The sequence below is a fragment of the Rhizobium vallis genome (assembly GCF_003985155.1).
Lineage (GTDB): Bacteria > Pseudomonadota > Alphaproteobacteria > Rhizobiales > Rhizobiaceae > Rhizobium > Rhizobium vallis.
Map to the genome: position 1 here is coordinate 678,721 of NZ_ML133687.1, position 11,768 is coordinate 690,488.

General features: G+C 62.1%; 11 protein-coding genes. 5 read left to right on the forward strand and 6 right to left on the reverse strand.

From position 1 onward, the window contains the following. Nucleotides 1-87: 87 nt before the first annotated feature. Nucleotides 88-858 (reverse strand): trans-aconitate 2-methyltransferase, encoded by a 771-nt coding sequence (tam, locus tag EFQ99_RS08445; protein WP_126920575.1) that lies wholly within the window; start codon nucleotides 856-858, stop codon nucleotides 88-90. A 40-nt stretch (nucleotides 859-898) separates the two neighbouring features. After that, nucleotides 899-2,173 (reverse strand): hemolysin family protein, encoded by a 1,275-nt coding sequence (locus EFQ99_RS08450; protein ID WP_126920576.1) that lies wholly within the window; start codon nucleotides 2,171-2,173, stop codon nucleotides 899-901. A gap of 586 nt (nucleotides 2,174-2,759) precedes the next feature. Here EFQ99_RS08450 and EFQ99_RS08455 point away from each other — a divergent pair. Both EFQ99_RS08455 and EFQ99_RS08460 read left to right on the forward strand, forming a co-directional pair. Next, on the forward strand, nucleotides 2,760-3,584 hold the full coding sequence (locus EFQ99_RS08455; protein ID WP_126920577.1) for an oxidoreductase: 825 nt from the start codon (nucleotides 2,760-2,762) through the stop codon (nucleotides 3,582-3,584). Nucleotides 3,585-3,595: 11 nt separating this feature from the next. Continuing rightward, nucleotides 3,596-4,642, forward strand: coding sequence for an AraC family transcriptional regulator (locus EFQ99_RS08460; protein ID WP_126920578.1), 1,047 nt, complete (start codon nucleotides 3,596-3,598; stop codon nucleotides 4,640-4,642). A gap of 4 nt (nucleotides 4,643-4,646) precedes the next feature. Here EFQ99_RS08460 and EFQ99_RS08465 read toward each other — a convergent pair whose 3' ends face one another. Beyond that, nucleotides 4,647-5,114 carry a cupin domain-containing protein gene (locus EFQ99_RS08465; RefSeq protein ID WP_126920579.1) on the reverse strand — a complete coding sequence of 156 codons (468 nt, stop codon included), beginning with the start codon at nucleotides 5,112-5,114 and terminating at the stop codon, nucleotides 4,647-4,649. A 361-nt stretch (nucleotides 5,115-5,475) separates the two neighbouring features. Here EFQ99_RS08465 and EFQ99_RS08470 point away from each other — a divergent pair, with 361 nt between their 5' ends. Further along, nucleotides 5,476-6,294, forward strand: a complete 819-nt coding sequence (locus EFQ99_RS08470; RefSeq protein ID WP_126920580.1) for a sugar phosphate isomerase/epimerase family protein — start codon at nucleotides 5,476-5,478, stop codon at nucleotides 6,292-6,294. A 219-nt stretch (nucleotides 6,295-6,513) separates the two neighbouring features. On the opposite strand, the gene EFQ99_RS08475 is transcribed toward EFQ99_RS08470, so the two are convergent. Next, nucleotides 6,514-7,542 carry an IS5 family transposase gene (locus EFQ99_RS08475; protein WP_126920581.1) on the reverse strand — a complete coding sequence of 343 codons (1,029 nt, stop codon included), beginning with the start codon at nucleotides 7,540-7,542 and terminating at the stop codon, nucleotides 6,514-6,516. A gap of 268 nt (nucleotides 7,543-7,810) precedes the next feature. After that, nucleotides 7,811-8,854, reverse strand: a complete 1,044-nt coding sequence (locus EFQ99_RS08480; protein ID WP_126920582.1) for a zinc-dependent alcohol dehydrogenase family protein — start codon at nucleotides 8,852-8,854, stop codon at nucleotides 7,811-7,813. Nucleotides 8,855-9,106: 252 nt separating this feature from the next. Here EFQ99_RS08480 and EFQ99_RS08485 point away from each other — a divergent pair, with 252 nt between their 5' ends. Further along, nucleotides 9,107-9,994, forward strand: coding sequence for a branched-chain amino acid aminotransferase (locus EFQ99_RS08485; protein ID WP_126920583.1), 888 nt, complete (start codon nucleotides 9,107-9,109; stop codon nucleotides 9,992-9,994). A 215-nt stretch (nucleotides 9,995-10,209) separates the two neighbouring features. Continuing rightward, a complete protein-coding gene (nadE, locus tag EFQ99_RS08490; protein WP_126920584.1) occupies nucleotides 10,210-11,043 on the forward strand; it encodes an ammonia-dependent NAD(+) synthetase in 834 nt (277 codons plus the stop codon). 12 nt (nucleotides 11,044-11,055) lie between these two features. Here nadE and gstA read toward each other — a convergent pair whose 3' ends face one another. Further along, nucleotides 11,056-11,739 (reverse strand): glutathione transferase GstA, encoded by a 684-nt coding sequence (gene gstA / locus EFQ99_RS08495; protein WP_126920585.1) that lies wholly within the window; start codon nucleotides 11,737-11,739, stop codon nucleotides 11,056-11,058. Nucleotides 11,740-11,768 lie beyond the last annotated feature (29 nt).

The following is an 11,768-nucleotide window of genomic DNA, read 5'->3' on the forward strand; positions in this document are numbered from 1 at the left end:
TTTCCGGCCGACTATAATCCGTGCTGGTTTTGCCGCAAGCACCATGCCTGCGAGGGATAACAAGCATTTGACACCCTTCGGGCCGCTCTACCCCTTCACCGCCACCATGAAAATCCTCGGAAATCTGAGCAGCACCCGCCCGTCCGACATCTTCGGATAGGCCTTGTCCACGCGTTCCAGATAGTCCGCCAGAAACGCTTCGCGGTGCTCCTCGCCGGCATGGGCGAGGTAGGGCATCAGCCCGGTTCCCTTCACCCATTCGACGATATCAGCTGCATCCGTCATCGGGTGATTGTAGGTGGTGTGCCAGATATCGACGCGCGAGGATTTGGCGATCAGCCTGCTATAGTAAGTGGACGGCGGCGGCAGCGCCCTACGGCGGACGCTCTTTCCCTCGAAGGCGGCCTTCCACGGACCGGCATGCGCGGTCTCTTCCATCGCCAGATGCGAGGGTTCGCCGAGATTGTCGGGCATCTGCACGGCGAGCACGCCGCCTTCAGAAAGCCCGTCCATCAGCCGGTCGAAAATGTCGAGATGATCGGGCAACCATTGGAAAACGGCATTGGCAAACAAGAGGTCGGCGAGTTCTGCCGGCTGCCAGCTGCCGAGATCGGCCTCGACGAAATCAGTGCCCGGGAGCCGCTTACGGGCCGCTTCCAGCATGTTCGTGTCGCTGTCGAGACCGGAGACGCCAGCCGCCCCAAAGCGCTCGATGATGAGTTCGGTCGAGTTACCCGGTCCGCAGCCGAGGTCGACGGCGTGGCGGAGGCTCTGCAGCGGCACTTGCGCCAGAAGATCACGCGCCGGTCGCGTGCGCTCGTCTTCGAATTTCACATATTGATGGGCGGACCATGCCATGGCGTTCACTCCTGCTGTGCTGTGTGGCACCCGCCGATCTTCAATCAGCAGACACAAGTATTTTGTCCACACGCCTCCCGTCGAGATCGATGACTTCGAAGCGCCATCCGTCTCTCGTGAAGCTTTCACCTAATTCCGGCAAATGTTTCAACTCTTCCAACACCAGGCCGGCCACGGTCTGATATTCCAGGTCGTCATCGAGCTTGAGATTCAAGAACTCAGCGAATTCGTCAATCGGCGTCCAGCCGGACACCAGGTACGAACCATCGTCTCGACGAGCGATGGCCTGCTCATCGACAGGTCCCTCCTGAAGAGCCCCCATGATCGCTTCCAGAATGTCACCTGACGAAACAATCCCCTCGAAATGGCCGTACTCGTCGAAAACCAGCACCATATGGACTGGCGATTTCCTGATTGCTTCAATCACATTGATGGCGGTTGAAAGATCTGAAACCACCGGGACGTCTTGCGTCAGAGCCTTGATGTCGGCATTGCCGCGTTCGGACATGGAGTCGTAGAAGTCCTTGACTGGAAGGATGCCGATCACTTCGTCCGAGCTGCCTTTGCGAACGGGCAACCGAGACCGTTTCGTTCGGTGCAACTGGGTTCGAATTTCATCAAGACTGTCGTCGATATCGATAATTTCGACGTCTCGCCGGGGCGTCATGAGCGCTCGGGCGGTGCGGTCCGCCAGCCGCATGACGCCTGATATCATCGCGGACTCTTCGCTTTCGATCACTCCAGCCGACTGCGCTTCGGCAAGAACGGTCTTGATCTCTTCGTCGGAGACATTGTCGCCACTTTTTCCCGTCTGGCCCAGGAGTTTCAGGACAAGATTTCCGGAGGCGTTCAGAAGCCATACGAGTGGCAGGGCAATTTTTGAAAGTACCGCCATGGCCGGTGCGACCTTCGCCGCAACCGCTTCGGGTTCTCGAAGTGCGATCTGCTTGGGAACAAGCTCGCCGACGATCAGCGAAAGATATGTGATTGCCACGACGACCGAACCTACGCCAACGGCATCAGCGGCCGTCGATGACATTCCCTGGGCTTCCAGCCATCCGCTCAGGCGGCCCCCGAGCGTGGCCCCTGAGAAAGCTCCGGAGAGAACGCCGACCAGCGTGATGCCGATCTGCACCGTAGAGAGAAAACGACCTGGGTTGTCGGCAAGTATGATCGCTTGAGCTGCCCCCTTGCTTCCGTTGTCGGAGAGAACCTTCAGGCGGGCCGTTCGAGAAGACACGACGGCCAGTTCCGACATGGCGAGCACACCATTCAGGATGGTGAGAAACGCCACAATTCCAATTTCCAGAAACACAGGGATCCTATTCGTTGAGGTTGTAATGCCGCATTCATCGGGCGACGCGGCGAGGAGCGGTCGTCGTCACGAAAGACCGCTCCTCTGAAGTGGAAGTCATATGCCGTCGGCAAGACGGAACCGGCCATGCGGGGCCAGTCGTCGGCAAAGCTATGGAAAGCGGACCGTTCTGCGCGAGCCGCGACAGGCCCGAGGCGAGACGGGCATCGCCGCGCCGTCTACAGTGGTCACCCGCTTCTTCGGCCGGGAGATCCCGGTTCGAACGGGCGGAACTGGTACTGGATGGGTCGCTGTCGGGCATGGCGCAATTTTGGCGGTGAAACGCTTCCGACGCAAGAGGCACCGGGCGAAAATCCTTTTACCGCACTGATGTGACAGTTTCGACAACGGCTGCAGCGCCGCGTTCTGATTGAAGATTTTGGAGGATTCTTTTGCCTTTATAGACATGCATGGCTCGAGGCGGCAGGTGTTGCCCGATGAAGGGATGAGAGCATATTGGCGCATTATGCAAGTGCTTTGGCATTCCTCGTCAGTGATCGAGCGTCCAACGAGCCGTAAGCTCATCCCATGACAAAGAGAGGTCGACATGATTGACAAGAAAACCGCGCTCGTCACGGGCGCATCCTCCGGAATGGGCAAGGCGATCGCCAAGCGCCTGCTCGCCGATGGCTACAGGGTCTACGTCGCCGCACGCCAGGTCGAGAAGATGGAGGAGCTTGCCCGGCTGGGCGCAACGCCCTTGCGCATGGACATATCGAAGGAAGATGAGATCAAAGCCGCGGTCGAAACCATTCTGGCGGAAGTCGGCGTTATCGACGTGCTCGTCAACAATGCCGGTTTCGGGCTCTACGGCCCGGTCGAGGAGATCGGTATCGACGAAGCCCGCTATCAGTTCGAGGTGAACATGTTCGGCCCCGCCCGGCTGACGCAGCTTCTGCTTCCGGCGATGCGGGAGAAAGGCGCCGGCACGATCGTCAACATCACCTCCATGGGCGGCAAGATTTACACCCTGCTCGGCGCTTGGTACCACGCCACCAAGCATGCGCTTGAAGGTTGGTCGGATTGCCTGCGGCTGGAGCTTGCTCCGTTCGGTATCCGGGTCGTGATTGTCGAACCGGGCCTGATCGAGACGGGATTTGGCGATGTCGTTGCCGACGGGCTGCTCAAGCGTTCGGGGAAGGGCCCCTATGCTAAGGTCACTCAGGCGGTCGCCAGGTCGACGCGTGCCGCTTATGGCAATGGCAGCGGCACCGATCCCGGCGTCATCGCCGATATCGTTTCCAAGGCGGCCAAGGCAAAGAGGCCGCGCACCCGCTACGTTGCCGGCAAATATGCCAAGCCAATGATCATGATCCGCAAATGGTTCGGCGACCGTATCTTCGACCGTGTGATCATGAGCCAGATGCGATAAGGGAGGCAGCCATGAGCGGAGCGCCGGCAGACAGGTGCAAGATACCGCGGGCTTTCTGGCTTGCGGTCGAACATGTCGGTGTGCCGCCGGCAGCACTGCTGCGCCAGGCGCGCCTGCCGGCAACACTGCATCTGAATGGCCAGGGTCTGGTGAGCACGGCGCAGTTCTTTGCCCTGTGGCGGGCGCTGGAAGAGCTGACGGCGGATCCGGGCCTCGGGATCAAGCTGGTTGAATCGGCGGAAACTGCCGTACACCCGCCCTCGAGCCTCGCGGCTTTCCATGCCCGCGACTATCGGGACGGCCTGTCCCGGTTAGCCCGGTTCAAGCGGCTTTGTACCCCCGAGCAACTGCACTTTTCCGAGCAGGGCGGGGAATGCGCGATCAAGGTCGAGTGGCTTTACGCGGCCGAACCTGAGCCGGCAATCGCTGTGGATGTCGACTTCGCCACGCTGGTTGAACTGGGCCGTCGTGGCACGGGACAGCGGCTGACGCCGGTTCGCGTCGAATTCCAGCGCGCCGATCCGCAGAGCGAAGCGCATCGGTCCTATTTCGGATGTCCCGTCCTATATGGGCAATCTCGCAACGCTCTGATCCTCAAATCCGCTGATCTCGACCGGCCTTTTCCCGGGCACAATCCGGAACTACTCGAACTTCTCACGCCCGCCCTTGCCTCGGCGCTTGGCGAAATCCAGGCGCGCAATTCGATCCGGGAGCAGGTCAAGATCGTTCTGAAGAGAAGCCTGGCGAGCGGCCGGCCGGAACTGTCCGACGTGGCTTTCGACCTGGGCATGAGCGAGCGCACGCTGCAACGCCGGATCACCGATGAGGGCTCGACCTTCCGCGAGTTGCTCGTCGAAGCACGTCAGGAATTGGGAAGGCAATTGCTCTCCGATCCCTCAGCCGGGATTGACGAGGTGGCGTGCCTGCTCGGCTACCAGGATACAAGCTCCTTCTATCGCGCTTTCCGCGATTGGGAAGGTGTGACGCCCAACCAGTGGCGGGAGCGCTATGTACAGGACGTCGGAACCCGTCCGGCCCCCGACGTCTCGATGCATTAGTCCGTCATGCCGCGAGGATGGTGATCCCGTAGGCGTTGGCCGCCGCCGTCATCCGGGCGATGGTCTCAGTCGAAGGGCTGGTCTTGGGCGGCTCGGTCGCACCTTCCGCTTCGATGAACTCGGCCATTTCTAGATCGACGACCGCGGAAAAAACCGCGGGCACGTCGCCGCGGTTGGCATAACCATGCACCACGAAAGGCGGGATGGTAACGATGTCGCCGGCGCTGGCCTCGATCTCTTCGGGACCGTTGTCGGTCAGGCGCCAGATCGTCAGGCTTCCCTCGAGAATGCGGAACACCTCAGGGCTCGCATGCGCATGTTTCGGCGTCCGGCTGCCTGATGGCACGGTGACGTCGAAGATGTTCAGCCAGGTTCCGCTGATCCGGAGCCGTCGCTCGACCCGATCACCGAGCACGAAGAAGCGCTTCGCCTCTTCGCCGGCATGCATTTTCACAAATGAGTTGGACATCATGTCTCTTTCTTTTTCTTACGGGCTTTTCTTACAGGCCCTTTCTTGCGGGCGCAGCCGTTAAACCCTTGCGCCGCCTTTGGCAACCGCCCTTTTGTCGGGGGGCACCGCGGGCAAACAGCTCCGGCACGGGATACATATCCGCGAATCCGGCGGGGCTGATATCGGTGCGGCGAACCGTTTTCGCAAGTCCGCCAATACCGCGCCGGGTGCGTAGAAATGACCAGGGCAAAAGGTTTCGAAGGGCTCCGCGCCTGTAATACCGTCGACATAGAAGGGGCGCATAGAACGCGGCGACTGTTCCTGCCCGTTCCTTGGCCGTCCTCCCACGCCGTCCCGGCATTCACATAGATGGAGCGTATCCATGTCTTCTCTTCCCGTCGTCGGCGCCGCCATGACGCTCGATGAAGTCGAGCTTCACCGCGGCTGGCTTTTCGAAAAGTCCCGCGATCTTGAATTGCAGAGCTTCGTCGATGCCGACATCCTGAATGGCGACTGGGCGCCGCTTGCTGCCCGTGCCAGGCGGCTTCTCGACGGTCACAGCGGCCGGCTCGGCATTCACGGCCCGTTCTGGGGTTTCACCATCGCCTCGGAAGATCCCGATATCCGTGCGGTCGTCACACGGCGCCTGCTGCAGGGCCTGGATGTCTGTGCCGTGATCGGCGCCACGCAGATGGTCATCCACAGCCCTTACACCTCCTGGTCCTACAACAATCTCGACAATAATGACGGCGCCCGCGAAGCTCTGGCGGAGCGCACGCACATGACGCTCCGCGACGCCGTCAAGCGCGCCGAGGATATCGGCTGCACTCTGGTCATCGAGAATATCGAGGACAAGGATCCGCATATCCGCGTCGCACTCGCCGATAGCTTCAATTCGCCAGCCGTCGCGGTTTCGATCGATACCGGTCACGCCCATTATGCCCATGGCTATACGGGGGCTCCGCCGGTCGATTATTACGTCAAGGCCGCCGGCAACCGCCTGCGGCATGTCCATCTGCAGGATGCCGACGGATATGCCGACCGCCACTGGAGCCTCGGTGAAGGCTCGATTCACTGGCATGCCGTCTTTGCGGCCCTTGCCAAGCTTGAAAGCAAGCCGCGCCTGATCATCGAGATCAAGGACAAGTCGAAGATCCCGGCTTCATCAGCCTATCTCGCTTCGATCGGCGTGGCTCAATAAGGCTCGTTGCCAAGCGGGAAGTCTGGGAAACACTACCTTATGGGAGCAGTGAGGTTGCTATTCCCTCTTCTCCCCAGCGGGGACTGTTGCGTAATGGACGTTGACGCTTGCTGAACAGCCTTGCGAGCATGTGTGATTGCCCCACTTCGGTGTGAAGCGGGGTGTTGGTGGCGGAGTTTGGTGATTTGGCAGGCGACTGGACACAGTCCGGCCGTTGGCTCAGCTGGTCAGCGTCACCCAGCGGCGCATGTTGAAGGCGATGGCGGCGATCAGCACCTGGGCCTCAGCCTTGGCCAGTCCGCGATAGCGGATGAGCGACAGGCCCATGCGCCGCTTCCATGTGGCAAAGGTCGTCTCGACGGCAGCCCGCCGCTTGGCGATCAGAGTGTTCAGGCGCTGTAGCCGCGGCGGCAATGTCTTATGATGCCGGTTCGGTCGGCGCATCAGCCGGGCCTTGATGCCTCTGGCCTTCAAGTCTTTGGCCCGGGCATGGGTATGATAGGCGCTGTCGGCCAAAAACGCCCGTTCATCGCCGCAGATCAGAGCCTCGGCGCACACCGTGTCGTTGACATTGGCCGGCGTCGTCTTCACCCGGCGGATCAGGCCGGAGCCCTCATCGACGCCGACATGGGCCTTGTAGCCATAAGACGAGCCCGCTCGGCCCTTGCGGCGCGTAAAGCGGGCATCGGGATCGCTCAGCTTGAGCGGCGAAGCCGCCTCTCCATCTGCCGGTCTCTCGTCCGCCTGCGGTTCCGGCACCTGCTGTCCGGGCAGCCGCTCGCGTGGCGGGCGCGCCGCGCCGGTCTCGATGATCGTCGCATCCAGCATCGTGCCGCGCCGCAGGATCAGCCCGGCCGCATCCAATTGCCGGTCGAGTTCGCCAAATAGCTTCTCCAAAAGCCCTGCTTGGCTCAGCAGGTTGCGGAACCGGCACCGCGTCGTGTGGTCGGGAACCGCTGCCTCCAGGCTCAAGCCGGCAAACCGGCGAAACGACAGCCGGTCATACAAGGCCTCTTCCAATTCCGCATCCGAAAGACCGTACAAGGACTGCAGCAGCAGCGCCTTGAACATCACCAGCGGCGGATAGGCCGGACGACCCGCCGACGTCTCGGCACGCAGCCCCCGTAACAGCTTCTCAAACCGATACCACTTCACCAGAGCAGACAGCCGATCAAGACGCCCACCGCCGCCTGCCTGCGGCAACAACGCATCCACAAAGCTAAATTGACCCGTCTCTTTGACCGCCATCCAAGTCATCCCCGTTCAAAACAAGGGAATCACATCCTCGATATTTTGCAACAGTCCCCAGCGGGGAGAAGGTGCCCGTAGGGCGGATGAGGGGGCCGCACGGCACGCCATTGATTGCCCTTCGCTGGCGCTCAGTGCATTCGCGGCCTTGCCGCTCACCCCCTCATCGACTCGCTATCGCTCCGGCACTTCTCCCCGCTGGGTAGAAGAGATTCGCAGCGGCCCTTTGCTCCCTCTCATGCTCGCTATGGACGGGAGCGGAATTCCCTCACGAAAACCGCGTAATCACGCTGATCCCCGTCGTCTCCGCCTTGTCGAGCGCCATCAGTGCCGGCACGGCCTCTTCGAGGCTAACCCGCCGTCCGATCAGCTTCTGCGGCGCGATCTTGCCGGCCGAAAGCATCGACAGCATGGCGTCGTAACGCCAGGCCTGCATGCCGTGGCTGCCGTAGATTTCCAATTCCTGGCTGATCACCTGCGCCATCGGAATTTGAGGGGCAGCGTGCTCACCGAGCATCAGCCCCACCTGCACATGCCGCCCGCGCCGGCGCAGGTTCTTGATCGAGTTGAAGCAGGTGGCGGGGTGGCCGAGCGCGTCGATCGAGACATGCGCGCCGCCCTTGGTAATCTCGCGCACCGCCTCTGCCACGTCTGCGACACCTGACGCGTTGACTGTCGCCACCGCCCCGCAGGCCCGGGCGAAGGCGAGCTTCTCTTCTGATATGTCGATGCCGATCGCATTGGCCCCGAGTGCGGTGGCGATCATGATCGCCGACAGGCCGACGCCTCCGCAGCCATGCACCGCGATCCATTCGCCGGGTCCCGTCCGCGCGTGATCGGCGACGGCGCGAAACGAGGTGGCGAAGCGGCAGCCGAGGCTTGCCGCCGTCGCATCGTCGATCGTATCGGGCAGGTGGACCAGATTGGTGTCGGCATAGTCGATCGCCACATATTCGGCGAAGGAACCCCAGTGGGTGAAGCCCGGCTGGAACTGGTTGGGGCAGACCTGCTGGTTGCCCGAATGGCATTCGGCGCAATGGCCGCAGCCGGAAACGAAGGGCACCGTCACCCGGTCGCCGACCTTGAAACGCATGACGCCGCGGCCGGTGGCGACGATCCGGCCGGCAAGCTCGTGCCCCGGCACATGCGGCAGGCGGATATCGGGGTCGTGGCCCATCCAGCCGTGCCAGTCGCTGCGGCAGAGCCCGCTTGCGCCGACTGATATGACGACGCCGTCTTCGGTGGGTGTCGGGTCGGGCAGGGTGCGGATCTCAGGAGCCTGTTCGAAGGCTTCGTAGAACATGGCTTTCATCGGCGTCTTCCCTTGCTGTCTCTCCGCGATTGCGTACGCATCATGGCATGCGGCAAGCGGCCGTTCCAACATTCTAATCCATCATTTTTGCTGATGCACCCATCGCGTAAGCGCCTGCCGCCGCGCACGAATATTGCGCGCCCGATGGCATCGCTGGGCATTTTCTTGCTTCCGCATTTGCGGCTCGGATTTGTCCTTGACCGGGCTCGTCACGGTGGTTTTTGCTTTCCCGGCTTCATAAGGGAGGGCAAAATGGCCGTCGATACAACACCCCGTTCAACCACCTGGACTCATGTCGACGGAGAATGGCTTCCGGGCAATCCGCCGCTGATCGGGCCGACCTCGCATGCCATGTGGCTCGGCTCGTCGGTCTTTGACGGCGCCCGCTGGTTTGACGGCGTCGCGCCGGATCTCGACCTGCACTGCCAGCGCATCAATCGCTCGGCGCTTGCCATGGGCCTGAAGCCGGTGAAATCAGCCGAGGAAATCGCGGCGCTCGCCTGGGAAGGGGTTGCGAAATTCGATGGCGCGACGGCGATCTACATCAAGCCGATGTATTGGGGCGAGCATGGTTCACCCGGCAGTGTCGTCTCCGTCGATGCGGAATCGACCCGCTTCGCGCTCTGCCTGTTCGAGGCGCCGATGGGCGGCCACGGCGGCACCAGCCTCACGGTCTCGCCCTATCGGCGTCCATCGCCGGAAACGGCGATGACCGAGGCAAAGACCGGCTCGCTCTATCCGAACAGCGGCCGCATGATCGCGGAAGCTCGAGGCCGAGGCTTCGACAATGCGCTGGTGCGCGACCTGAACGGCAATGTCGTCGAGACCGCCTCGTCGAACGTCTTCATGGTGCGCGACGGCGTGGTGATGACACCGGCCGCCAACCGCACCTTCCTCGCCGGCATCACCCGCGCCCGCGTCATCGGCCTGTTGCGCAAGGCCGGTTTCGACGTCGTGGAAGCAACACTGTCTGTCGAGGATTTCCTTCAAGCCGACGAGATCTTCACCACCGGCAACTATTCCAAGGTCGTCGGCGTCACCCGCCTTGACGGCCGCGATTTCCAGGAAGGCCCTGTTACCCGCAAGGCGCTGGAACTCTACATGGACTGGGCCTACGGCAGAAGCGAAAGCGAGGAGTGAGGGTGAGGAGCGGTTCGGCGCAGCCGAAGCAATCGATCCAGTGAATCGATTGCAGCGACGAACGCCCGAAGCGCAAGCGCTGGGCCACGGTCCCACCTGGCGAAATTCGCGCCAACTACACCTTTCTCGCTTGCCCCAATGCCCGGCTACATGCTTGAAATGACCTCGCCTTCTCGTATCTTCGCCGCACTCCCCAACATCTAGGAAAAGACCTCATGACCGTGCTGTCCGACGAACAAGGCGAGATTATCAGCGAGCTGGGCGTTGCCGCCGATATCGACGTCGAGCACGAGATCGAGCGCCGGATCGCTTTCCTCAAAGATTATCTGGTCGCCTCGGGCATGCGCGGTTACATCCTCGGCATCAGCGGCGGCGTCGATTCGCTGACGGCGGCGCTGCTGGCGCAGAGGGCCGTGCGCGAACTGCGTGACAACGGCCATGCGGCGGAATTCATCGCCGTGCGCCTTCCCTACGGCGTGCAGGCGGACGAGGCCGACGCGAGCCTGGCGCTGGAAACGATCGGCGCCGATCGCAACGTGGTGGTCAACATCAAGGCGGCGGCGGATGCGATGCTGGCCGCCGCCCAGACCGGCGGTCTCGCCTTTGCCGATGTCGGACGGCGGGATTTCACCCTCGGCAACATCAAGGCCCGCCAGCGCATGATCGCCCAGTTCGCACTTGCCGGAGCGCTCGGCGGCCTCGTCATCGGCACCGATCATGCGGCCGAGGCGGTGATGGGGTTCTTCACTAAGTTTGGCGACGGCGCAGCCGATATTTTGCCGCTCGCCGGCCTCAACAAGCGCCGCGTTCGCCTGCTGGCGAAGCGGCTCGGCGCTCCCGAGGAACTGGTGTTCAAGGTGCCCACAGCCGATCTCGAGGACCAGCGCCCGCTGCGCCCCGACGAGGAGGCTTATGGCGTTACCTATGACGAGATCGACGATTTTCTCGAAGGTAAGCCGGTCGGCGAGATCGCCCGCCGCCGGATTCTTGCAGCCTATCGGGCGACCGCCCACAAACGTGCCCTGCCGGTGGCCGTGAACACACTCTGACGATTGCCGCTGTTACGGCCGCACCGGCTCGCCCGTCCGTCCGGCCGAGGCGAGATAGGCATGTGGCGCGAAATAACCGCCGTCGGCATCGAACGCCTCGAGGTCTTCGGCCTGCAGCGCCTCACGCACCTTCGGGCGCGCCGCCACCCGTGCCATGAAGCCGTGCAGCGCCGGCCATTGCTTGAGGTCGATATCGGTCCAGGGCGACCAGTTCAGGCAGACGAAGAGATAGGCGTCCGCCACGCTGAAGGCATCGCCGGTGAGGTAGGGGCCGGTAAGACGGCTATTGAGCCACGCGAGACGCTTCGAGACCAGCGCGCGGATCTCGTCATGAACACTGGAATAAATCGGATTGAAGAGCAGCACCATCGGCTTGTGCAGCTCGGCGGTGATGAAGTTGAGATAGGACTGGACCTCGTTGCGGCGGAGATCGCCGACCGCAGGCAGCAAGCTTGCCCCATGGGGCACGCTGTCGGCGAGGAACTGCACGATCGCCGGTCCTTCGGTCAGCACCTTGCCGTCATCGAGCATTAGCGCCGGGACATAGCCGTTGCCGTTGATGGCGAGATAGTCCTCGCCTTTGCTCGTCCTGTGGCTTTGCCGGTCGACCTGGACGAGTTCAATGTCGAGCCCCAGTTCGCGGCAGACGATATGCGGCGAAAGCGAACATGCTGCGGCGTGCATATAGAGTTTCATTGCGGTTCTCCTCTCTTGCGCAGGCGATC

Coding starts and splice junctions, on each gene's coding strand:
- EFQ99_RS08455 (WP_126920577.1), top strand. CDS start 2,760: ATGATTGACAAGAAAACCGCGCTCGTCACGGGCGCATCCTCCGGAATG.
- nadE (WP_126920584.1), top strand. CDS start 10,210: ATGACCGTGCTGTCCGACGAACAAGGCGAGATTATCAGCGAGCTGGGC.
- EFQ99_RS08470 (WP_126920580.1), top strand. CDS start 5,476: ATGTCTTCTCTTCCCGTCGTCGGCGCCGCCATGACGCTCGATGAAGTC.
- tam (WP_126920575.1), bottom strand. CDS start 858: ATGGCATGGTCCGCCCATCAATATGTGAAATTCGAAGACGAGCGCACG.
- EFQ99_RS08485 (WP_126920583.1), top strand. CDS start 9,107: ATGGCCGTCGATACAACACCCCGTTCAACCACCTGGACTCATGTCGAC.
- EFQ99_RS08480 (WP_126920582.1), bottom strand. CDS start 8,854: ATGAAAGCCATGTTCTACGAAGCCTTCGAACAGGCTCCTGAGATCCGC.
- EFQ99_RS08475 (WP_126920581.1), bottom strand. CDS start 7,542: ATGGCGGTCAAAGAGACGGGTCAATTTAGCTTTGTGGATGCGTTGTTG.
- EFQ99_RS08465 (WP_126920579.1), bottom strand. CDS start 5,114: ATGATGTCCAACTCATTTGTGAAAATGCATGCCGGCGAAGAGGCGAAG.
- EFQ99_RS08460 (WP_126920578.1), top strand. CDS start 3,596: ATGAGCGGAGCGCCGGCAGACAGGTGCAAGATACCGCGGGCTTTCTGG.
- gstA (WP_126920585.1), bottom strand. CDS start 11,739: ATGAAACTCTATATGCACGCCGCAGCATGTTCGCTTTCGCCGCATATC.